Annotated in this window: 13 protein-coding genes; 12 read left to right on the top strand and 1 reads right to left on the bottom strand. The window is 41.4% G+C overall.

Annotated elements, in window-relative coordinates; genetic code table 11:
- Positions 1-76 precede the first annotated feature (76 nt).
- Positions 77-2,095 (bottom strand): DUF2264 domain-containing protein, encoded by a 2,019-nt coding sequence (locus VYM24_RS00325; protein ID WP_291548712.1) that lies wholly within the window; start codon positions 2,093-2,095, stop codon positions 77-79.
- A 360-nt stretch (positions 2,096-2,455) separates the two neighbouring features.
- On the opposite strand from VYM24_RS00325, the gene VYM24_RS00320 reads away from it, so the two are divergent.
- The 12 genes from VYM24_RS00320 to VYM24_RS00265 all read left to right on the top strand — a co-directional run bounded on the left by VYM24_RS00320 (position 2,456) and on the right by VYM24_RS00265 (position 25,697).
- The gene (locus VYM24_RS00320) at positions 2,456-6,667 is read left to right on the top strand and encodes a hybrid sensor histidine kinase/response regulator transcription factor (protein ID WP_330941189.1); all 4,212 of its coding nucleotides are present in this window, start codon (positions 2,456-2,458) and stop codon (positions 6,665-6,667) included.
- A 342-nt stretch (positions 6,668-7,009) separates the two neighbouring features.
- Positions 7,010-7,405, top strand: coding sequence for a hypothetical protein (locus VYM24_RS00315; RefSeq protein ID WP_291548708.1), 396 nt, complete (start codon positions 7,010-7,012; stop codon positions 7,403-7,405).
- Between the two features lie 60 nt (positions 7,406-7,465).
- Positions 7,466-10,609 (top strand): SusC/RagA family TonB-linked outer membrane protein, encoded by a 3,144-nt coding sequence (locus VYM24_RS00310; protein ID WP_291548706.1) that lies wholly within the window; start codon positions 7,466-7,468, stop codon positions 10,607-10,609.
- Between the two features lie 32 nt (positions 10,610-10,641).
- Complete coding sequence (locus tag VYM24_RS00305; RefSeq protein ID WP_291548703.1) at positions 10,642-12,555, top strand: RagB/SusD family nutrient uptake outer membrane protein; 1,914 nt, start codon at positions 10,642-10,644, stop codon at positions 12,553-12,555.
- A 37-nt stretch (positions 12,556-12,592) separates the two neighbouring features.
- Positions 12,593-15,613: a SusC/RagA family TonB-linked outer membrane protein gene (locus VYM24_RS00300; RefSeq protein ID WP_291548701.1), complete on the top strand. Its 3,021-nt coding sequence runs from the start codon at positions 12,593-12,595 to the stop codon at positions 15,611-15,613.
- 40 nt (positions 15,614-15,653) lie between these two features.
- On the top strand, positions 15,654-17,327 hold the full coding sequence (locus tag VYM24_RS00295; protein ID WP_291548699.1) for a RagB/SusD family nutrient uptake outer membrane protein: 1,674 nt from the start codon (positions 15,654-15,656) through the stop codon (positions 17,325-17,327).
- Positions 17,328-17,357: 30 nt separating this feature from the next.
- Positions 17,358-18,248, top strand: coding sequence for a discoidin domain-containing protein (locus tag VYM24_RS00290; protein ID WP_291548697.1), 891 nt, complete (start codon positions 17,358-17,360; stop codon positions 18,246-18,248).
- A gap of 17 nt (positions 18,249-18,265) precedes the next feature.
- A complete protein-coding gene (locus VYM24_RS00285; protein WP_330941188.1) occupies positions 18,266-19,756 on the top strand; it encodes a family 16 glycosylhydrolase in 1,491 nt (496 codons plus the stop codon).
- Positions 19,757-19,860: 104 nt separating this feature from the next.
- Positions 19,861-21,753, top strand: a complete 1,893-nt coding sequence (locus VYM24_RS00280; protein WP_291548696.1) for a family 43 glycosylhydrolase — start codon at positions 19,861-19,863, stop codon at positions 21,751-21,753.
- 152 nt (positions 21,754-21,905) lie between these two features.
- A complete protein-coding gene (locus tag VYM24_RS00275; protein WP_217712647.1) occupies positions 21,906-23,156 on the top strand; it encodes a DUF2264 domain-containing protein in 1,251 nt (416 codons plus the stop codon).
- Between the two features lie 40 nt (positions 23,157-23,196).
- Positions 23,197-24,483 (top strand): alpha-l-rhamnosidase, encoded by a 1,287-nt coding sequence (locus VYM24_RS00270; protein WP_299088052.1) that lies wholly within the window; start codon positions 23,197-23,199, stop codon positions 24,481-24,483.
- An 89-nt stretch (positions 24,484-24,572) separates the two neighbouring features.
- Positions 24,573-25,697: a glycoside hydrolase family 88/105 protein gene (locus tag VYM24_RS00265; protein ID WP_425286620.1), complete on the top strand. Its 1,125-nt coding sequence runs from the start codon at positions 24,573-24,575 to the stop codon at positions 25,695-25,697.
- Positions 25,698-25,753: the final 56 nt, after the last annotated feature.

The raw sequence follows: 25,753 nt of genomic DNA, 5'->3' as shown, positions 1-25,753 counted from the left end.
TTGTATCATTTCTGTAGAAGAACTTCCGCAGTTCTTACTTTGGCGGCAAAGATAACTATTCCTTCCGAAACTTACATCAGGAGAAAGGAACCGTCTTTACCGTTCCGTCGGAGAAATAAATGGTTATAGTGTCCCCGGCCTGTTTGAAAGACTTTACAGGTGTCAGTTCCTTTTTAGTAAATGGCTCGCCACTCTTTTTCCATAATTGCAGTGTGATAAAGACTTTATCACCGGAATGAGTAGCGGCAGCATTGATTACTGAGCATTTGTTACTGACCGGATGGAGCCCTTCAGTCTGTACGAATTCCACTTCCGACCAACCCTGTAGATTGATAAGAGCCGTTTGATAGGCACCATTATCCATGCAGTAGGCGGTGTATCCTCCGGCCTTTTGCTCCTTTGTAACAATGGGATTGCCTAGCTCCGGAAGAGAATAGTGTCCATAACGTAATTCTGTTGTAAGTGGAAAAGAAACCTTGTCCACACGAAGTATACCGTTAGGAAGCGGAATATCTGCCAGGCGGAATTTGATTTCCGGGTTTGTTTCAAGTTCTGCATCCCGGTAGTAAATTCCGTCTTCAAACTTTTTGAATGTATAGAGGCGTAGCACTTCCCATTCTTGTTTGTCATTCAGTACGACATAGTTCATGGACACTTTACCATCCGGACTGTCTGCCATCCAGGGGAATGCAGTGTTATAAGACAATTTGTTATAATTCTCGGTAGAACGGAATTTCTGCCAGTCTTTGGCAACCGTTTCATGGCACCATGCACGTATTTCCGAAGTGCCGCTATTGGGATAGTTGGTCACTAAAGTGTTGGAACCTTCCATAAACTTATTGTAAACTTTGCCAGATTGAAGTTCTTTTTCCCAAGCTCCGTTATTCTCAATAGCTGTCCAGAACTGATTATCAGCAGGCAATAATAATCCAAGGAACGCTTTCCCCATCCAGTAAACACTGCCACGGCAACTGTAAATCTGTACGGCAGGCTCAAAAGCCCCATAAAATCCCAGTGTTGGTACCCGATCTTCCATTAATGCAGGATTTTCTAGGAATTGGAGCAAGGTGGAAGAGGCAATGCGGCGCATCCAACCATAGTTGATAGACGGATCATTGAGCCACCCCATCAGCGGGAAAGGTACAGCGGCAGCTATACGGTACGTAATACTGCGTCCATACATATTCATTTTTCCATCTTCGGCAAACATATAAGGATAGTTGGGAACCAGGTCACGGAAGTTACTGACAAACTGCCGACCAGCTTCTGGATTGAACTTCTCACCGTAGTAATGCGCCCAAATCATACCATACATCTGAAAAGCCCACATACTATAATAATCATAGGCCGGACTGTCATTATACCATCCATATCCACGATATTGTGCCAGTGATTTTTGCAGCAATTCATCCATATAACCGTCTTTTACCTCATAACCCTGATCTTTGAAGAAAGACATGACGAATATATTGAAGAAACGCCAGTTAGAACCGATTGTAGGTCCGTTGCCGTAACTAAGCATTAATGCGGCAAGATCATCTTTCTCCTTTTGTGTCAATGGTTCCCAGATAATCTCAGGCATTACGGTAAGTGACAGGGCAAGTGCTCCGAATTCTACAAGCGTCTGGCTTGGCCCACCTTTGAGATGTTGAATATATCCGGACTTAGATGAATCACTCATATTCCGCAACTGTTGCCGGTAATAATCCCCGACTTTGATTCCATTCAGTACCAGATCCGGATTTTCTTTTAGTAGCGGGATTGCTACGAACATGGTGCGGCAAAGTCCCTCCAAATTCTCTGTCTTGTTGAACTTTCCATCCGTTGGATAGCTTTTTCCCGGTTGTTTGGGGAAACGCATCGGATCATCCAGTGTATGGATGTAGCTGAATGCTCCGTCCAGTAAATAGGTTGCAGCGTCAAGCCAATGTTGGCGAGTTATACCGGTGAGAGGGCTTAACTTGTAGTCCGGTTGTACTAAATGAAATACGGAATCATTTTTAGCCTGTGGCAAGGAGGCATTTACTTTAAATGAAACTAATAAAGTAAATAGTAATAATCCTCCGGTCATTTTTGAGAATACAGTTTTCATCATTGCGTGTGTATTACATGGTAAGAATATTCTTATTTATTTTCCTCAGCAAAGAAAAGGTATTCTTTGCAATATAAACGGCTACTTTAGTGCCAAAAAGGGTGAAATTTAGATCAATATTGTCTTTTCGAGCTTATCTGCTCCTTACCCGAACTGTATTTGGACCGTATTTGCTCCGTACGTTCTTCGGTCAGAAATACCTCTGTACGGAGAAACTACGGACTTGGTACGGAGCAAGTACATCCCGGATACGTTTCGATATAGAATTATTGGAATATAATATTACCAATGGATAAGATACTTTTAGATATATTTACGTATATTTGTCGGGTGTTATTAATTATATTCTAAACCGAGTTAACCATGAAGGTAATGTTTACAATGAAAGAAAAAATCCGGAGTTTTGTATTTTGCTTTGGAATATTTTTTCCTTTGGTATGTCAGGCTATCACAACATCTAAGCCAAATACTCTGGTGTTTAAGTCTTCATCCATATTGAACAGTTTGCCCAGTAAAGATGTGCAATCTGTCTATCAGGATCGCGACGGATATATCTGGATCTCTACCCGTAATGGACTTTTCCAATATGATGGTTATTCTCTTACTACTTATAAATCTAATCTTTTTCGCGCTGATTTGCTGACTAATAATAATGTTTTCTGTGTGGCAGAGGATGCAAAACACCGTCTTTGGATTGGTACTTATAGTGGTCTGAACGTTTTGGACAAGAAAATGGGATTGATACGAAAAATAGATCATCCGGAGATGAATGGTAATAGTATACCTCAAATTCTGATAACCAGTGATGAACGTATTTTGTTTGCTACAGATTGGGGAGTGTTTGAGTATCAGGAAGATAAAGATGATTTCTTATGCCATGGTGGCGAAAATACAGGGAATGTGATGCCCAGGACTGCCATCAAATCTCTGTTTGAAGATGATCGGGGAGATATTTGGATTGGAACATGGGATGCAGGGTTGTATCGTTATGAGAAGAAAACCGGCAAATATTTCAGATACCCGCGGTTAAATGAACAAAACTCTGCTCATTATGTATTTCAGGACAGTCAAAAGAATATTTGGGTAGGTACTTGGCGTGGCGGTTTGGTTTTGTTGAAAGATGCCTACCAGCCGGATAAGACCACTTGGATTACTTATCGGTATGATGAAAAGAACCTTGCCAGTATCTCAGATGATATTATCTATGCTTTATCCGAAGATCTTAATACTCATTCTTTATGGGTAGGAACCCGTAAAGGACTCAGTGTACTTCCGCTGACAGGGAATTACACAGGTGCTGAGACTTTCAGTAATTATTATCCCAGTGAATCGGATAGTTCCATAGCCAGTGATGAAGTGGCTTCCCTTCTGCGTGATCGCCAAGGACTGATGTGGGTAGGCATGATTGGTGGAGGTATAAACAAAGTGAGTACCCGGAAAGCTGATTTCTATTGGGATCAGTTGTTGGAAGTCAAACGAATGCTAAAAACTACTTCTGTTCGCAGTATTTTGCTGGATGATGAAGGATTGCTTTGGCTGGGAATAGGAACTTATGGATTAGGGGTGAAGAATCGTCAAACCGGGAAATTCACTTATTATACTCAAATGCCTGAATTTGATCGTTATCGTGGTGTTTCTACGGTAATGTCTATGATGCAGCATTCCGTTACGGGACATATTTGGATTGCTGCTTATGACGGAGGAGTTTATGAGGTAGATAAGAAGGCGCCTGTGACACAGAGGGTGAAGAACTATTATGCTCAGGATGCGCCGTGGTTGGCAGGTTCCTGTGTTTTTCATATCTATGAAGATTCAAAGCACAACCTTTGGTTTGCTACGCGTAATGGAGTTTCAATGCGTACAGTGAATGGAGAAGCGGTGCGGCTGGATACTTTGCAAGTTGGAAATAGCCAGATGAGAAACGTTCCGACTATGTATATGACCGAAGGAAATGACGGAGATATGTGGGTGGCTTCCAATACACACGGAGTTTTTCGGCTTCATTGTGATGAAAAAGGGAGTTATACCGTTTCATGTTATTCTGCTACGAATGGAAAGCTCAACAGTGTGTATGCCGATTGTCTTTACACAGATGCCAAAGGACGCATTTGGGTAGGAACAGGAGGCAGTGGACTGAATCTATATGATGAAGCAACCGATACTTTTCTTCCGGTACATGCGAAATGGAATCTTCCAGGAGATGCGGTTGTCAGTATCAGGAGTGATAAAGAGGGTGATTTATGGTTGGGTACGAATGCAGGATTGATAAAACTTGCCCTATCGGATAACTTGGAAAGTGCGACATTCCGTTTGTACACCACAGTGGATGGTTTGCAGGACAATATATTTATTCGTAGTGCTCAGGCAGTTGCAGCTGACGGTGAAATGCTCTTCGGCGGACATCGGGGATACAATAGCTTTTATCCTGAGAATCTGAAGGAACAGCCTTTTTCTTCTTCTGTGATAGTGACTGACATTAAGATTTTCAATCAGTCATGGGGAAATCTGCCTGCTAAGGAGCGAATGGAGATTTCACAACTTTCACCCGCTTTTGCAGATGAGATACAGCTGGACCATTGGCATAATAATTTCAGCATCGAATTTTCGGCATTGGAGTATGCCAACCCGGACAGAAACCAGTATGCTTATCAGTTGGCAGGTTTCGATTCTGACTGGCAATATACGGGTGGGTCCAAACGTTTTGCTTATTATAATAACCTGAAGCCCGGAACTTATACTTTCCAATTGAAAGCTTCTAATGCCAATGGTATTTGGGATGATGAGATGCTCCGGATGAAAGTTGTTATTTTGCCGCCTCCCTGGAAAACATGGTGGGCTTATACCTTATATATTATATGTGTTTGCGCTATTATCTATTATACTTTCCGAGTGATACGTAATCGAATCCGTTTGCGAAATGCTCTGCATCTGCGTGAGATGGAACAAGCTAAGGCAGAAGAGGTTAATCATGCTAAATTACAATTCTTTACTAATATTACTCACGAGCTACTGACTCCCTTAACTATTCTTTCTGCTTCGGTGGATGAACTGAGACGGACTGCACCCACGTATAAGGAGCAATATAGAGTGATGAATAACAATATCAATCGCCTGATACGTTTGCTGCAACAAATCCTTGAATTTCGTAAGTCGGAGACAGGAAATCTTAAGCTACGGGTTTCTGAAGGTGACCTCACGCAATTTGTACATCGCAGTCTTGATAGTTTCCGCCCGTTGATGAAGAAGAAAGATATTCAGTTTCAGATTTCATGTTCACCTGATCCTTTCAACGCTTATTTTGATCCGGACAAACTTGATAAGATACTCTATAATTTACTGTCTAATGCTTCTAAATATAATCGTGCCGGTGGTCTGGTCAGTGTGGAACTGTCTGAAAATGAAGATCGCACAGCACGGTTAGTGGTGAAAGACAATGGGCCCGGTATATCAGCAGAAGCCCAGAAGAACCTTTTCAAACGCTTTTATGAAGGAGATTACCGGAAGTTCAAGACTATTGGAACCGGTATCGGTTTGTCATTGGTTCGCGATTTGGTAGTGCTGCATCATGGCACTATTACGGTAGAAAGTGAAGAAGGGAAAGGTACGTTGTTTATTGTAAATTTCCCGGTTCTTCGTAATTCGTATGCGGAAGAAGAAATAGAAGAAAGTCTGCCGGCAGATGCGGAAGAAGCTAAGAAAGAACTGTTATCAGATGAGTTTGGCGAAAATGTCTCTGATGATGATAGTGAGGAACAAGCCGAACCGACTGCTATCCGGGCTTCGTACTCTTTACTGATTGTTGAGGACAATGAAGAGTTATTGCAGTTAATGACGAAATTGCTGGGTGCGGATTATATGGTTTACACAGCTAATAACGGTAAGGAAGCTATAGATGTGGTAGAGCAGGAAGAGATCGATCTGATTGTTTCTGACGTAATGATGTCTGAGATGGATGGCATTGAGTTCTGCCGGTATATTAAAAATAAGTTTGAAACATCCCATATTCCTGTAGTTTTGCTGACGGCTAAGAATAAGGAGGAAGACCGGGTTGAGGCTTATGAGTCCGGTGCTGATGGCTTTATCAGTAAACCTTTCAATCTGAGTGTTCTCCATGCACGCATCTCCAACTTGCTTCGGAGCCGTGAACGTATGGGAAAGGACTTCAAGAAACAGTTGGTATTTGAAGCCAAAGAGTTGAATTACACCAGTGTTGATGAGGATTTCCTGCAACGGGCTATTGATTGTGTGCATCGTCATTTGGATGATCCGGATTTTGATCAGGCGAAGCTGTTGGAGGAGATGTATATGGCTAAATCGACTTTCTTCAGGAAGTTGAAGTCATTGACGGGTCTTACTTATGTTTCCTTTATCCGGAATATTCGTATGAAAGCAGCTTGTCGTATAATGGAAGAGAAGAAGAATATTCGTATTTCAGAATTGGCGTATGCTGTGGGTTATAATGATCCGCGTTATTTCAGTAATAGTTTTAAGAAAGAGTTTGGTATGCAACCTTCCGAATATATGGAGCGCTTTACTTCGAATGGCACAGTGGAAGATGATGTTCCGGAAACATAGAGCATATATTTATTAACCATCTTGTCTTTTATACTGCAAGAACAACTTCCGGAAAATGGAATGTTGTTCTTGCGGTCTTATTGTGTTGCTTACTCATTTATTCGTTTTATACATTTCTTTTAAAACTCTCTCACATTTGAAAACTTATGTAGAATAATGTTTCATTTCATGTAGAAAATTGTGTCATGAGACAAATTAGCATCTGTTTGGGCTGTTGTAGAAGGCATATTGCTTTTTGCCCTCCTACTTTTGTGTCGCAATCAAGAATGAAAATGATAGGGATTTTTTTAGTTTTTGTTGTAAATAACAAACCAATGTTTAATCTTAAAATTAATGAGAAACATGAAAAACAAAAGAAGCAAATTGATTACAGTACTTTTTGTTGCTGCAATGTCTGTTAGTCTTTTTACAGGGTGTAGTAATGATGCTACAATTACTGGATTGGATGAAGGTGCATTGCCTGAATTGGCATCCGACACAAGGGCTGTTACAGATGAGTTGATCGAATCAGATTCAATCAGTAACTTTAGTTTATTAGCTGCAACTGAATATAGTGATGCAGAGTTGAAAAAACGCATAAGGAGTGGGTGGTGGAAACAGTATTATGAAGAAATTAGCACTGGATTTTATGAATTTAAGATTGCTTATCCTGTTCCGGTCTTTTTTGAATTCGTAAGTAAGAAAACAGGAGAGATAATTGATACTATTATCTTTTTCCCTGATCTTAAACTTTTATAGAAGCTATAAAATAATGAGATTTAATAATTAAATATATGTTTAATCTTAAAATTATTGCTAATGGAAAAGCAAGAAAATTTCTGTAAACGACAGGTTCAAAAATTATGTCGATTATTTCCAGTTGCAATTTTATTGTTTTTGTTTTTATCTGTCCCTCTTAAGGGATATAGTAACGAAGCTTTCTCTTCAGAAGGCATGCAGCAAAATACAGTAAAAGTGACTGGTACAGTTAAAGATACTAATGGTGAGCCAATTATTGGCGCTAATGTTATGGTGGTAGGTTCAGCCACTGGTGTTATTACTGATATTGATGGTAATTTTGTCCTAAATGCTCCAGCTGGGAGTAAGCTACAATTTAGTTTTATTGGTTATAAGGAACAAGTGGTTCCTGCGAAAAAAGGTATTAGTCTAAATATAGTATTAGAAGAGGATTCCCAAATGCTGGGTGAAGTAGAAGTTGTAGCTTACGGTGTACAAAAGAAAGTATCCGTTACGGGTGCTATTTCCTCTATGAAAGGTGATGACTTGTTGAAAACTCCTGCTGGTTCCATATCTAATATCCTTTCCGGTCAGGTAACAGGTGTATCTTCCGTACAATATTCTGGTGAACCGGGTGCTGATGCGGCGGATATTTATGTGCGTGGTATTGCTACATTTACTGGCTCTTCTTCTCCATTGATTCAAGTGGATGGAGTAGAACGTGAAATGTCGCAGATTGACCCTAATGAAATCGAAAGCATTACTGTTCTGAAAGATGCTTCTGCAACGGCAGTTTTCGGTGTACGTGGCGCCAATGGTGTAATTTTGATTACTACGAAACGTGGAGCAGAAGGAAAAGCTAAAATTTCCTTTTCTACTTCCGTTGGTGTGAATGTAAGAACAAAGGAATTGGAGTTTGCAAATTCTTATCAATATGCTGATTATGTCAATATGTGGCAAACGAATGATGGAGGTTCTCCTATATATTCAGATGAACAACTTGCTACGTTCCGTGACCATACGAATCCTATACTTTATCCTGATATTAATTGGATTGATTATTGTATGAACAAGGCTGCTATCCAATCGCAACACAATGTGAATATATCAGGTGGTACTGACAAAATGCGTTATTTTGTTTCAGCTGGTTTCTTTAATCAAAATGGTATGTTTAAGCAATTGGGTGCTACAAATGATTTTAATTTCAATTATGACCGTTACAACTATCGTGCGAATCTTGACTTCGATGTAACCAAGACAACGGTGTTGTCTGTCAATATTGGTGGTCGTATAGAGACGAAACGTACTCCGGAATCCGATGAAGATCAGAATCAGTTGTTCCGTAAACTTTATTGGGCAGTACCGTTTGCTGGTGCCGGTATTGTAGATGGAAAACGTGTGGTTACTAATCCGGATATTGTACCGAGGCCGGGAACAGATGGGTTGGCTTCTTATTATGGTAAAGGATTCAGAACAAGAACAACTAATGTGCTGAACGTTGATTTGGCTTTGAATCAGAAATTGGATTTTATAACAAAAGGACTTTCATTAAAATTGAAGGGTGCTTATAATTCATCTTATTCAAATACAAAGAAAGGTACTTCTTCTGCCGCATATTATGTGCCTCTTGTTGATGACAATGGGGCTATTACTTACCGAAAAGAAGGATCTGATACTCAAATGAGTTATAGTGACGGAGACTTTGGAAAAGCACGTGATTGGTATATGGAATTGGCTTTGAATTATAATCGTAAATTTGGCGATCACAATGTGTCGGCGCTTGCACTTTATAACCAATCGAAAAAATATTATCCCGGTGGTACTTATACTTATATTCCGTCTGGGTATGTTGGGTTGGTTGGACGTGTAACTTATGATTGGAAGACGCGCTATATGGCTGAATTCAATGTAGGTTATAATGGTTCTGAAAACTTTATAAAAGAAAACCGTTATGGATTTTTTCCTGCCGGTTCTGTAGGATGGGTTGTCAGTGAAGAGCCGTTCTTTGCTCCTTTGAAAAAGGCAGTCGGATATTTGAAATTGCGTGCTTCCGTAGGCCTTGTGGGTAATGATAAAAATGGTTCTGATCGTTTCATTTATTTACCCGGTAAATATAGTTATGGAGGTAGCGATGGGTATTTCTTCGGTCAGAATGTAAATAATAAAGTACCGGGTGCTTATGAAGCCAGTCAATCTAATCCGAATTCTAAATGGGAAACTTCTTTGAAGCAAAATTATGGCCTTGATTTTAGTGTATTGAATGACCGTTTAAGTTTCTCTGTGGACTATTTTATAGAAAATCGTAAGGATATTCTTTCAAAACCGGATTATTTGCCAAGTATTTTAGGTATGGTGCTTCCATTGGTTAATGTCGGTGAAGTGGAGAATAAAGGTTATGAGTTACAGGTGAAATGGAATGATCAACTGAATGATCAATTCCGCTATTGGACTACATTCAACATGTCATTTGCCAAAAACAAGATCGTATATAAGAATGAAGTGAAGCAGAATGAACCCTGGATGTATGAGACAGGTCGACGTATTGGCGCTCGTTCTATGTATAAGTTTTGGGGATTTTACGATGAGACAGCCGATGCGCGTTATCAAGAAGAATTTGGTCGACCCATTGCTGATCACGGCATAACACTGATACCGGGTGATGCAGTTTATGTTGACTTGAATAATGATGGAAAATTAGATGGTAATGATGCGACCCGTGATCTTGGTTATACTGATGTTCCGGAGTATACGGCTGGATTTAGTGCTGGATTTTCTTGGGGAAATTTTGATTTCTCTATGCAATGGACCGGTGCGTGGAACGTGGATCGCATGTTGAGTGAATTCAGGCAGCCATTAGGTGATACTCAGAATAAAGGACTGTTACTCTATCAGTATGAAAATACTTGGCGTTCTTCTGAAGATACTTTTACGGCAAAATTCCCCCGTATCACGAAGTCGCATTCTGATAATAATTTCAATAAAGGATCTGATTTATATCTGATGAATGCAAGCTATTTGCGTTTGAAGAATGTGGAAATTGGTTATAATTTTGATTTTCCTTTCATGAAGAAATTGAAACTGACGAATTGTCGGATGTATGTGAATGGATATAACCTCCTTACTTTCACCAACTTCAAATGGGGGGATCCGGAATCTCGTCAGAGCGATCGTCCTAATTATCCTTTGACTCGTGTGTTTAATATTGGTTTGAAAGTAGGATTTTAACCGTTTTCATTTGTAACTAAGAAATTAAGAATATGAAAAAACTGACTAAATGGTTTATTGCGACATTTGCGGGAGTGTCAATCTTGTTCTCGTCATGTGTCGATCAGATAAAGTTCGGTGACAGCTTTTTGGAGAAGGCTCCTGATACAGGTGATATGAATCAGGACACAATTTTCGGAAAAGCCGATTATGCTCGTGCATTCTTATGGAAGACATATAGTAAATTGTATTATGGCCTTGCTACAAACTGGAATGATGTGGACGGTAAGATGAATACTGGTATGTTTGAGACAATGTCCGATTGTTGGCACAGTCATAATTCATGGGATGGCGTGAATCGTAAGTATTATTCGGGTGGATATAAAGCTAGTGATGAAGATGATGGAAACGATACTCGTTTTAATTATAAAAAGGAGAACTGTTGGGAAGCAATTCGTGCAGCATGGATGTTTGTTGAGAATGTAGGGCGTGTGCCTGATATGGATGATGCTGAAAAAGCCCGTTTGGCTGCTGAGGCAAAAGTGATTGTGGCATCTCGCTATTTTGACTTATTTCGCCATTTTGGCGGTCTTCCGCTTGTAGAGAAAACTTATGGAGTGGAAGCTACTTATGAAATACCGCGTGCTACAGCTGAAGAGACTGTGAATTTTATGGTGAGACTGTTGGATGAAGCTTCCGGTGTGTTGCCATGGAGTTTAGGTGCTGATGATACAAACTGGCAGGGACGCTTTACTAAAGCCGCCGCTATGGGATTGAAGTGTAAAATCTTATTGTTTGCTGCCAGTCCGTTATTTAATGATAACACACCTTATTGTAATGATAATCCGCAGATTGCTATCGATAATAGGCAAGCATGGTATGGGGGGTATAGTGCAGATTGGTGGGATCGTTGTTGGACGGCTTGTGATGAGTTCTTTAAAGAATTGGATAAGAGTGGTTTCTACTCATTGATACAACCCGAATCCGCAACTCCTGCTGCATACCGTTCAGCGTTCAATAAAGCTTATTTTATTCGTGAGGCAAATACGGAATTACTCATTTCAACTCGTATTATCGGCAAATACAATTGGGATTGGTGGTATTATTGGGGCGAGTGGGTGACATTCGGTGGATATACCCCGACATTGGAATATATGCAAATGTTCCCTATGAATGATGGAAAACCTTTTACTGATGATTATTTGAAAGAGGGTGCGCAACCTTTCTTTGCTAATAATGATTACAATCAGCCGAATCGTGATCCTCGTCTTTATGAAACTATGTTGGTGAATGGTGCTCGTTATGGTGACCATGCAGCGGAAATGTGGGTTGGTGGTCGTGAGAATATTAGTGACTCACGTCTGGAAACAGGACCGGGAGCTACCGGCTTCCGTTGTTATAAGTTTTTTAAAGAAGGCAAGGGAAGTTTAGCCGGAAACTATTTGGAATGGCCTTATTTGCGTTTGGCAGAAATGTATTTGATCTATGCGGAGGCTTGTTTGCAGGCGAAAGGAGATTTCTCCGGTGCTATTGCCAATGTCAATAAAGTGCGCGCTCGTGTAGGATTGGGTGATTTGAACGCTTGCAATCCGGACAAGAATCTGATGACAAACAAAGAGGCTCTGCTTGAAGAAATTCTTCGTGAAAGAGCTTGCGAACTTGGTTTGGAGGATGTACGCTTCTTCGATATGATTCGTTATAAGCGTGACGATTTGTTTAAAAAAACGTTGCATGGTCTGCGTATCTACCGTAATGACGGTGGAGGTGATAAGCCTTGGAGTGGAACGGATGGAAATGCCAGCCAATTCCCTGATAAACCGTCAGATTTCAGATATGAAGTTTTTGCTTTGGGAAATATCGCACGTTCTTGGTGGAGTAATTTTAGTCCGAAATGGTATTTGGCTGCTTTCCCACCATCGGAAGTGAATAAAGAATATGGATTAACGCAGAATCCGGGTTGGAATTAATTGTTTCAGGAAAAATTCAATTAATAAGAAAAATAATATGAAAAAATATAAGATAATAGCTTTGGCAATGTTGGTTTGTGCAGGCATGAAAGGTTATGCACAAGATGGCAATGTGACAGGCAAGGTGGTTGACAAGACAGGTAATCCTGTGGAAGGGGCACTGGTGTTTGTTGAAAGCAATCCGCAGGTGCAGGTCGCTACCGATAAAAACGGACAATTTGAAATAGCTGCTGAGAAAGGTAAAAAAATTAAGGTGCTGACTTGGGATGATGCTACTAAAGTGGTTCCTGTTACAGGGGATAAAATAATGACTATTGTCATGGATTTCTCTACAGAACACGTAAACTATGGTTTTGGTCTAAAGCAAAACAGGGCGGAGTCTACAGGGGCAGTTTCTACCGTATATGCAGAGAAAATAGATAATCGTTCGGCTATGAATATCGGTAATACTCTTTATGGTAATGTAACCGGTTTGACTACAATGCAAAAAACAGCCAATATATGGGAGCAAATACCTTCTATGACAATTCGAGGATTACAAACATTGAATAGCAATAACGGGATTCTTTTGCTGGTGGATGGTTTGGAGCGTGACAATAACTGGAATGCGCTGAATTATATTACTCCGGAAGAGGTTGAATCAGTTTCAGTGTTGCGTGATGCGGCAGCAGTAGCTCTTTATGGCTATAGAGGTATTAATGGAGTAGTCAATATCGTTACTAAACGCGGAAAGTATCGTACGAGGGAAATCAGCTTTTCCTACGATCATTCATTTAATACACAGACGCGTATTCCAGAAATGGCTGATGCCTACAGTTATGCAAGTGCTGTAAATGAGGCTTTGGGTAATGATGGCAGGGCTCCCCGTTATTCACAAAATGAATTGAGCGCTTTTCAGAGTGGCAAATATCCCTACCTTTATCCTAATGTTAACTGGGCAGAAGAAGTGTTTCGGGATCATGGAGCATCGGATATTGCAACGCTGACTTTCCGTGGAGGTTCTGCTAAGATGCGTTACTTTACTATGATGAACTTGCAAAATGATAAGGGCTTTATTAAGAATGCTAATGCCAATGAAGGATATTCCACTCAAAATAAATATTCAAAGGCTAATTTCCGTTCTAATCTTGATATTGATTTAAGCCCGAAGACACGTATGCAGGCTAATATCATGGGAGTTTTGAATGAATTTAGTCGTCCGGCTTCTGCTGGAGAAAACTTGATAGGTAAGATTTTCACTGTTCCTTCGGCTGCTTTTCCTATACGGACAGAAAAAGGTTTGTGGGGTGGTAATTCTACTTGGGACGGTGGCATGAATCCGGTTTACCTGGCTCAAGGACGTGGATATACCAAAGGACATACTCGTGCTTTATATGCTGATATGGCTTTACAACAGGATTTGTCATCTATAACCAAGGGCTTGGGTGCATCTGTTCGTATAGGATACGATAACATTGCTTCATATTGGGAAGATTACAGGCAAAGTGCCAAATATGGTATGCAATCCGTAACTAAATGGGAGAATGGCGAACCGGTAGAATTCAATGATTTTGAGGGAGGAACTGTAGGAAGTGTGACCGGTGATAATGCTAAACTTGACTGGCAACACCGTTCGTTCAATTTTCAGATGAATGTGGACTGGGCGCGTCAGTTTGGAAAGCATGATCTTTACTCTATGTTACTCTATACTTATAAGTTCGATAACAAGAATGGAGTAAATACCACTTTGTATACACAGAATGTTGCCTGGTATACACATTATGGTTATAACAATAAATACTTTGCTGATTTCACCTTGACTACTTCCGCTTCGAATAGATTGGATCCTGATAGTCGTTGGGGAGTGGCGCCCACTGTTGGATTGGCATGGGTTATTTCAAATGAAGATTTCATGAAGAATCAAAATTTTATTGATTTCATGAAGTTACGTGGGTCATTTGGTATTATTCAGACTGATAATATACCGTCTGAGGGTTATTGGAATACTACTGTGGGTAGTGCCAGCGGTTATCCTATACAAGATAACTTTAATGGTGACGGTGGATGGTCAGAAGGACGTTTGCCTTCTTTAAACGGAACTACTGAAAAAGCCTATAAGTATAATCTTGGTTTGGATATGTCCATGCTGAAAGGTCTTACATTAACAATAGATGGTTTTTATGAAAGACGTTCGGATATTTGGGTAAGTGCTTCCGGACAGAATTCAGCGGTATTAGGTGTGGGGAGTTCATATCTAAATGCCGGTGTAGTTGATAGCCATGGCGTTGAGATTGGATTGGATTATACCAAGAAAATTGGTGATTTCCAGCTGAGTGCAGGGGGGACATTCTCATATAGTCGTAGTAAAATAAAAGAGATGCTTGAGGAACCTCGTGCTTATGATTATTTGTATCAGACCGGAAAGCCTGTAGGGCAAGTTTGGGGATTACAAGCTATCGGATATTTTGTTGATGATGCTGATATAGCTAATAGTATCCCACAACAATTTGGGCCGGTGAAGCCTGGTGATATTAAATATAAAGATATCAATGGTGATAATGTGATTAATGAGAATGACATGATTCCTATGGGATATAACTATAATTGTCCGGAAATCTATTATGGATTTAACGTTGGATTGGAATGGAAAGGATTAGGTTTCAATGCATATTTCCAGGGGGTAGGCAATTATACGGCACAACTTTCTTCTTCTTTATATATGCCGTTGGTTAATAATACTTCCATATCGAAGTATGTATACAATAATCATTGGACGCCCGAGAATCCTTCAGCCCGCTTTCCGCGTTTAAGCACTGAGGTTGTGGATAATAATACACAATATGCAAGTTCTGTATGGTTGGCTGACCGTTCGTTCCTGAAATTGCGCAATTGCGAAGTTTATTACAAACTCCCGGCTGCTTGGTTAAGCAAAATCAAAATGAAACAGGCCAAAGTATATGTGCGGGGTGTTGACTTGTTCAGCCTTGACAGTATTGACCTGACAGATCCTGAAGCAATGGGAAATGATAAGTGGCCGGCAACTCGTTCAGTACATATTGGCTTGTCGCTAGGACTTTAAGTTATGTTTTGGAATCTTGAACTTATTAACTGTTATGAATATGAAATTTAGAAATATATATATCGGTATTGTTTGTGCAGTTTCTCTGTCGGCATGTAGCGATAAGATGGATTACCATGAATATACCAATTATGACAATACGCATGTTTTTTCTGATTTTGGGCGTACGGCAGGATTTGTGAATAATATCTATTCCTATCTTGACTCCGATCTTCCGGGGATAAATTCATTGGCTTCTGCTTGTGATGAGGCCGAAATGGCGATAACTTGGTCTTCTGTGTTGGATTATACCAATGGCAACTGGACGGCAATGAATCCTAAATCTCAATGGGGAATCTATTCTGGCATCCGTGCTGTGAATTATTTTCTGAAGGAAGCTAAAGATTTGGACTTCTATGATTTGCGTTTTACACAAGATTATCAAGCACAAATGACTCGTTTCAACCGTTATCAGTATGAGGTTCGTTTGCTACGTGCTTATTACTATTTTAATTTGGTTCGTGCTTATGGTGATGTTCCGTTTACTACGGAGGTACTGACTGAAGCAGAGGCTAATTCTATCGGGCGTACACCAGCTTCTGAGATATTTGATTTTATAATAAGCGAATGTGACATTGTGGCATCTGAGCTTCCGGTTTCTTATAAAGACCTTGAGGGAGATGCGGCAAGTGGAGATAATCCTGAGACCGGACGTGTGAATCGTGGTACTGCCTTGGCCTTAAAAGCACGCGCTGCACTCTATCGGGCCAGTAAGCTTTTCAATGAAAGTGGAGATAAGGAGTTGTGGAGACAAGCTGCATTGTTCAGTCAGGACGTTATAGATTATTGTTCGGAGAATGGCATAAGTTTGGGAAAATATACCGATCTCTGGGGGACAAATAATTATCAGGCTGCTGAAGTGATTTTTGCTCGTCGTGTGGGTGATACAAGTTCGCCGGAATATGATAACTTTCCCATTGGTATGGAAAATGCTAATTCAGGAAACTGTCCTACACAAACTTTAGTTGATGCTTACGAGATGAAAAATGGCGGAGAACCTGATCCGGCAAATCCTTATGAAGGAAGAGATCCGCGTTTTAAGATGACTATTGCTTGTAATGGTGACAAATGGCCCGATTCTAATCCTAACCCACTGGAAACTTATATAGGTGGAAGAAATGGTGCACCAATTTCATATGCCACACCGACAGGATATTATTTGAAGAAATATTTGGATGGTAGCATTGATATTAGTGCAGGTTCCGGTACAGGTGGCAAACGCCATAGTTGGATTACTTTCCGTTTAGGAGAATTTTATCTGAATTATGCAGAAGCTCTTTTTCAATATTTGGGTTCGGCGGAAGCGGTTACCGATGAATTCTTCTTGACAGCGCGTGATGCGGTGAACAAAATACGTACCCGTTCGGATGTTAATATGCCTGTGTTACCGAAAGGTATTGATAGTGACGAGTTTTGGAAATGCTACAAGCGGGAACGTATGGTGGAATTGGCATTTGAAGGACATCGCTTTTGGGATATTCGTCGTTGGAAAGAAGGAGGAATTACTTCTATTGCCAGAATGGAAATAACGAAGTTGGGTGATGAGTTATTCTCATATAAGAAGACAACGAAGACATTGGTTTGGGATGACAGGATGTATTTCTTCCCAATACCGGATTCTGAAATCCGGAAGAATAAGAATCTGACGCAGAATCCGGGTTGGGAGATTAAATAGAATGTTAAATAATTTATAGACACAAAGAATATGAAACTTAATTTGAAATATATAATTACCGTTTCTGTACTTGTTGGTATGACCGGTTGCGATGACAAGATTGAGCCGTTTGAAATAACGGGCTCTACGGCAACGCCTGTTGCGATTAGTGCTTCTACTGTTCAGTCGGAAGCGCTGCCGGGAGAGATAAAATTGACATGGACTGCTCCTCAGGAAGACTTTGCCTATATGCAAATCAGATATAACGATCCGTTACAGAAAAAGGATATATGCAAACTGGTGTCGAAAAGTACGACTGAATTGTTAGTTGAAAATACACGTGCCCGCTTTGGCGATTATTCTTTCTTTTTTCAGACCTTTAATGCTGCAAATCAAGGAAGCATGGTGACGGAAGTGAAAGCTAAATCGGGAGCGGCGCCGGCTACGATGACAGAGAAGTCGCGTAAAGAAGTAAAATTGACTGTAGACCAGCTGTCGTGTAATTATCCTGATGCGAGCGAGGGACAATATGCTCATTTGGTTGACGGAAATATAGAAACTTTCTTTCATTCAAACTGGCATACTCCCCAAAGTCCGTTACCTCATTATATACAGATTGATTTTAAAGAGGAACATGAAAACTTTGCTTTTGGGTATTACACCCGTAATACGTCTAATACAGACGGTTATCCTACAGCAGCAGAGTTCCAGATTAGTAATGACGGTGAAAACTGGGAAACGTTGACTGTTTTAAGTGGATTGCCGGCAACTAAGGCTACGAGATATTCTTCTGATTATGTAATTGCAGGGAAGAAGTTTAAACATTTCCGCTTTAATGTCATCTCAAGTTCTTTGAATAAAAACTATTTTCATATAGCTGAGATTTACTTTTATGATGTAGAAGTAGAAGTATATGATCCAGAGACAATACCTTTAGATTAACTTAATTGATACACAAAATGATGAAAAGTAAAATAAAATGGTTGGCAGTTGTTTGTATGACTGCTCTCACAATCGGTTTTTGGGGTTGTGATGATGGATATGATCTTACTTATAAAGGTAGTCTTGATCTTAATCTGCTGGGATTGAAACAGGCAAGTGCTTTGTGGGATGGTAATGAGTGTAATTTGTTCACAGAATTGAAGAAAGCGAATAAAGAGGCTGATAATTTCTCATATAAGTTGAATCTTGCGTTCTATCAGGACAAGAAAGCTGATAAGGATGTTGCTGTGAATCTGATCGTGAATAAAGATTCCTTATCGAAAGTAATAGCCAGGGCTGGAGAAGGTGGAATTTATGAGAAATATAAAGATGCGGAACTTTTGCCTGGAGAATTTTATCTATTACCATCGGATAAAATGGAATTATTGGCTGGAACTAAGCAATCTGATGATCTTGAATTATTAGTTTATGCAGAGAAATTGATATCTTTGGCGCAAGAAGAAAAACGGGATATTACTTTTGTATTACCTCTGAAAATTGTGGATTCTTCTTCATATGCTATTAATGACAAAACTAACAGCTTGATGCTTTTCTTTCAGGTAAAGTATGTGGAACCGGAAACAGGCCCTGAGTATTTGCCTGATCCGAATCCGGCTCCTGAAAAGATATCTGATAAGCTGAAATTAGTTTGGAGTGAGGAATTCAACTATGAAGGTATTCCTAATCCGGATGTATGGCGTTTTGAAGAAGGTTTCCAACGTAATCAGGAACTACAGTGGTATTCAGATAAGAATGGCGTATGTGATGGAGAAGTTTTGGTTATCACAGGAAAACGTGAACGGGTAGATAATCCTAATTATCAGTCTGGTAGTACTGATTGGAAGACGAACCGTGAGTTTGCTGAATATACTTCAAGTAGTATTGTTACAAAGAATTATAGATTTAGACAAGGTACGATGCTTGTTAGGGCTAAGATACCTACTGAATCTGGTGCATGGCCTGCTATTTGGACCACTGGGGGGAGTAATGATAGTTGGTGCTGGGAGTGGCCTTTAGGTGGAGAAATAGATATTTTGGAATACTATTTTGTAAATGGAGTGCAAAGTCTTCATGCAAATGCTTGTTGGGGAAGTGATACTCGCTGGAGTGCAAAATGGGATTCTTATAATCGGCCTTTAAGTGACTTTACGAAGAAAGATCCTAACTGGGCTGAGAAGTATCATATTTGGCGCATGGATTGGGATGATAATTACATCAAACTTTATTTAGATGATGAATTGATGAATGAAATCGATTTAAGTCAAACGAATAACGGTACTGGCGGTTTAAGCGATTGGTGGAGAGGATCATGGAGAAACCCGTTCAAGGATGCCGGTAATGATGGCGAAGGTTTTGGTCAGCAAATTTTCTTGAATCTCGCTTTGGGTGGAAACGGCGGTACGCCGGCTATTTCCAAGTTCCCGTTGGAATACAAAGTTGATTATGTGCGGGTCTATCAGCATGAATAGGTGAATGAAATTATTATATCCCGTATTGTCGGAAGTATTGTTTACTTTGGGACAATGCGGGATATATTGTTTTAAGGTAAATAAATAGTGGGATGATAAAGTTTATGATAAATAGAATATTTCTGTCGTTATTAATAGCGATTAGCTGGCTTCCGGCATCGCAGGCTCAAAGTATCTCTAATAATTTGTGGAAAGATACAGGCGGGCACCATATCAACGCCCATGGTGGCGGTGTTTTATTTCATAATGGATTATATTACTGGTTTGGCGAACATCGCCCTGAGAACGGCTTCACTACCGAAGTGGGAGTGAACTGTTATGCATCTTCCGATTTGCAGAATTGGACTCACAAAGGCATAGCACTTGCCGTATCCGAAGAACCCGGAAACGATATTGAACGTGGTTGCATCATGGAGCGCCCCAAAGTGATATATAATCAGAAGACCGGGAAGTTTGTAATGTGGTTCCATCTGGAACTGAAAGGCCAAGGTTATGGCCCCGCCCGTGCGGCTGTGGCCGTCAGTGACAGACCGGAGGGACCTTACCGCTTTGTTCGTTCCGGACGGGTGAACCCCGGAATCTATCCGGAGAATATGTCTGAGGCAGATCGGAAGCTGACATGGAATATGAAGAAATATAAAAAGTGGTGGACTCCGGAGTGGTACAAAGCCGTTAATCAGGGACTATTTGTGAAACGCGATTTAGAAGGCGGACAAATGTCTCGTGATATGACTTTATTTGTGGATGACGATGGTAAAGCTTATCACATTTATTCTTCAGAAGAGAATCTGACTTTGCATATTGCAGAACTGACAGATGATTATTTGCAGCATTCAGGGCGTTATATTCGTATCTTTCCCGGTGGACATAACGAAGCACCGGCCCTATTCAAAAAAGATAATATGTATTGGATGATTACTTCCGGATGTACCGGTTGGGATCCTAATGAAGCCCGTATGTTTTCAGCGTCTTCCATTTGGGGGCCGTGGAAGCAACATCCTAATCCATGCCGCGGACAGAACAGTGAGAAAACCTTTGGTGGACAAAGTACGTTCGTATTAGAGTTGCCGGAGAACCGCTTTATATTTATGGCTGATGTTTGGAAACCGAAGAGTCTGATGTATTCCGGGCATATTTGGCTGCCTATACAGTTTGATGAACTGGGGGGGCCGTTTATTGAGTGGACGGACGAGGTAAATCTGTCCGCTCAATCGGAGTGGAAACAGGTATGGAGTGATGAATTTAATACAGACGGTCTTCCGGATACGACTGTTTGGAGCTATGATAATGGTTTTGCACGCAATGAAGAAGCCCAGTGGTATCAGAAAGGTAATGCTTACTGCAAAGATGGAAAGCTGATTATTGAAGCACGAAAAGAAAAAGGACGTAAAAATCCCTGGTATGAGGCCGGAAGTAACGATTGGCGGAAGAATCGGGAGTTCATTGAGTACACTTCCTCGTGCATCACTACGGCCGGTAAGAAAGAGTTCCTGTACGGCAGATTCGAGATTCGTGCCAAGATTCCCGTGAGCGGAGGGGTATGGCCGGCTATTTGGACTTTGGGCAGTGGTATGGAATGGCCTTCGTGTGGCGAGATTGACATAATGGAATACTATCGTATCAAAGGTGAACCGCATATTCTGGCAAATGCTGCCTGGGGAACTAATTGGCAGTGGAATGCAAAATGGAATAGTAAAGCGATTCCTTTTACTCATTTTACAGATAAAGATCCGGCATGGGCGGATAAGTTTCACATCTGGCGTATGGATTGGGATGAAACGGCCATTAAAATCTATCTGGATGATGAATTGCTGAATGAAATTCCTTTGAGCGAGACTGTTAACGGTACCATCGGAAAAGGAACGAACCCCTTCCGCATGCCACAATATCTTTTGCTGAACTTGGCTCTTGGTGGCATAAACGGTGGAGAGATTGATGATAAAGGAATCCCCATGCGTTATGAAATAGACTATGTACGGGTATATCAGAAGCAATAGAAAAGATGGAAAAGATCTGATTTTCCTGAGAACTATGCATTTTATAGCGGAAATGACCGATAAATACCCTCTTTTGCAACATTTGTAGTAGTTCGTTTTCTTATGAAATGGATATATTTGCAGTGATGAAAAACAACTTATAATTGAATATCATGAAAACGTGGAAATATTTGTGGCTACTATTGATTGTAGCCTTGCTGGTTCCCATCAATGTTTCGGCAAAAAAGAAAACGGAAAAAGTAAAGTCTGATCGTGAACTTTGGGCGGGAATTCTGTACCAGATGGCAGCACCTGTACTCAGCAATATGAGCGAAGGCAAGTTGCAGGAAAATATGCTGGTAGAGTTGAGCCCTACATGGGACGGTCGTGATAAACGGGTGACTTATATGGAATGCTTCGGACGGTTGATGGCCGGACTGGCTCCGTGGTTGTCACTGCCCGATGATGATACGGCGGAAGGAAAACAACGCAAACAATTGCGTGAATGGGCATTAAAGAGCTATGCTCAATCCGTAGATCCGGAAAGTAAAGATTATCTGTTGTGGCGGAAAGAGGGACAACCCCTGGTGGATGCCGCTTATATAGCTGAAAGCTTTTTGCGTGGATATGACGCTTTGTGGGTTCCATTGGATGATTTGACAAAACAACGTTATATTGCTGAATTCCAGCAACTGCGTCGGGTAGATCCCCCCTATACGAATTGGTTATTATTCTCTTCAACTGTTGAGTGCTTCCTGAAAAAGGCGGGTGCCCAGACGGATTATTACCGTATCACTTCAGCTTTGCGTAAAGTCGATGAATGGTATGTAGGAGATGGCTGGTACAGTGACGGAGAGGATTTCGCCTTCGATTATTACAATAGTTTTGTGCTCCACCCCATGTATGTGGAATGCCTTGAAGTGATGACAAATGGCGGAAAGCAGAATATCTGGAATGTAAAAGGTGGAAACTTCCCGAAAGCCTTGAAGCGTATGCAGCGTTTCGGCATGATATTGGAACGTTTTGTTTCTCCCGAAGGTACTTTCCCGGTCTTTGGCCGTTCGATTACTTACCGTACCGGTGTACTGCAACCGCTTGCCTTGCTGTCATTGCGTGGTTGGTTACCAAAGGAATTGCCTGCCGGACAGGTGCGTGCGGCGATGACCGCCGTCATTCAGCGTATGTTCGGTGATAATCACAACTTCAATGCGGAAGGCTATCTGACATTGGGTTTCAACGGTTCTCAACCTAATATATCGGATTGGTATACCAACAATGGCAGCTTGTATCTGGCCTCACTTGCCTTCCTGCCGTTAGGATTACCTGCCGATGCTCCCTTCTGGACGGATGCACCGCAACCGTGGACATCAAAGAAAGCATGGGGTGGAGAAGATTTTCCGAAAGATCACGCTTATCATGACTAAAACGGTAAGCTGCCTATTTTTCCTCTTAAATAAGGATATCATGAACAGATACATTCTCCTTTTCTTTCTAATTCTCTCAACGACTTTCACACTCCGGGCACAGCAGGCCCGGCTTGTGGAAGTGGGACAGGGATATAGCCAAACGTCAGTCAACACAACTGTATTTCGCAACAACTCCCTTGTGACGCAAGGGGATGAGCAATATATCTGTTATTATGATGCGGATGGTTATCTGGTGCTGGGTAAGCGGAAACTGAATTCCGACCGGTGGACGCTGAACCGGACACAATACAAAGGAAACGTAAAAGACGCCCATAATATTATAAGTATGATGCTGGACGGGGATGGTTATCTGCATCTCTCGTTCGATCATCACGGACATAAGTTGAACTATTGCCGCAGCACAGCTCCGTATACACTGGAACTCGGAGATAAGGAACCCATGACGGGTGTAGATGAAGGAAATGTCACTTACCCGGAGTTCTATCCGCTGAAAGGGGGCGATTTACTTTTCGTCTACCGTTCCGGTTCTTCCGGCCGGGGCAATCTGGTGATGAACCGCTATTCCGTGAAAGAAAGGAAATGGAGCCGGGTACAGGATGTTCTGATTGACGGTGAAGATAAGAGGAATGCTTACTGGCAGCTCTATGTGGATGAGCAAGGTACTATCCACCTATCCTGGGTGTGGCGTGAAACGTGGCATGTGGAGACGAACCATGATCTTTGTTATGCCCGTTCCTTTGACAATGGCGTGACATGGTATAAGGCGAATGGCAAGAAGTATGAGTTGCCTATCCGCTATAACAATGCGGAATATGCCTGCCGCATTCCGCAAAATTCTGAATTGATCAATCAGACCAGTATGAGTGCCGATGCGGGCGGCAATCCTTATATCGCGACTTACTGGCGTGATCCCGACAGTGAAATCCCCCAATACCGTATTGTATGGTATGACGGTGCCATGTGGCGTAACCGCCAGGTTTCGGATCGCCGGACGCCTTTTTCGTTGAAAGGGGGCGGTACCAAGATGATTCCCATTGCCCGTCCGCGTATCGTGGTAGATGGCGGTGAAATCTTCTATATCTTCCGCGACGAAGAACGGGGAAGCCGGGTGTCAATGGCGCATGCGTCAGCAGTCGGGACGGGTGAATGGACTTTTACTGATTTGACGGATTTTCCGGTAGATGCCTGGGAACCGTCGCATGATACGGAACTTTGGAAACAAAAACGCCGTCTTCATCTCTTTGTGCAACATACCAAGCAAGGGGATGGAGAGCGTATGGTGGATTTTGTTCCTCAGCCGGTGTATGTGCTGGAAGTGAGATAACAGTTCCCATTAGAGGAAACGCGAAGCATTCCTAATGATTTGAATATGAATAAGGTAAATAGATTAATTAAATGAATAAGCATATTAGTATGAAAAAGTATTTCGGAAACATTCTGGTTCTGGCTTTTTGTCTGAACGGAATGTTGGCTTGCGCGTCTCCCAAGGATGAGGCCAAAGAGATTGTGGATATTATTTATAAAGTGAATAACTACTGGCAAACTCAGAATCCTGAGCACGGACGCTCTTTCTGGGACAATGCAGCTTACCATAGTGGTAACATGGAAGCGTTCTTTCTGACTGGTGACTCCGATTTCATGAACTACTCCAAGGCTTGGGCTGAACATAATCAATGGAAAGGTGCTAAGTCGGATAATAAAGCCGAATGGAAATACAGCTATGGCGAGAGTGACGATTATGTGCTTTTTGGTGATTACCAAATTTGTTTTCAGACGTATGCCGATTTATACAATATAGAACCGGATACTCAAAAAATAGCTCGTGCCCGCGAAGTAATGGAATATCAGATGAGTACGGATAAGAATGATTATTGGTGGTGGGCTGACGGTCTTTACATGGTGATGCCTGTGATGACTAAACTATATAAGATTACCGACAATCCGCTTTACCTGGAGAAACTGCATGAGTACTGGGCATTTGCCGACAGTCTGATGTACGATCCGGAAGATGCGCTTTATTATCGTGACGGAAAATATATCTATCCTAAACATAAAAGTGTGAATGGTAAGAAAGATTTCTGGGCTCGTGGAGATGGATGGGTTTTAGCTGCTTTGGCTAAAGTCCTGAAAGATTTGCCTGAAACGGATAAATACCGTCAGGAATATATAGACCGTTACCGTGCGATGGCAAAAGCTGTGGCTACCTGTCAGCAACCGGAAGGATACTGGACACGGAGTCTGCTTGATCCGGAGCATGCTCCCGGACCGGAAACCAGTGGCACTGCTTTCTTTACCTATGGTCTGCTGTGGGGTATGAATAACGGCTTTTTGGATAAGGCTACTTATCAGCCTGTAATAGAAAAAGCCTGGAAGTATCTGACGACTGTTGCTTTGCAACCGGATGGACGCATCGGCTATGTGCAGCCTATCGGTGAGAAGGCCATTCCGGGACAAGTGGTAGATGCCAATTCAACAGCTAACTTTGGAGTAGGGGCTTTCTTACTGGCGGCTTGCGAAATGGTACGATTTCTGAATTGATTATTCTATTTTTTCCAGAAGATACAAAATGGAGTTTGTCGGCATTGGCAAGCTCC

This window comes from Bacteroides sp. MSB163 (assembly GCF_036416795.1).
Taxonomy (GTDB): domain Bacteria; phylum Bacteroidota; class Bacteroidia; order Bacteroidales; family Bacteroidaceae; genus Bacteroides; species Bacteroides maternus.
This window is presented reverse-complemented; position numbering and strand designations above follow the sequence as displayed.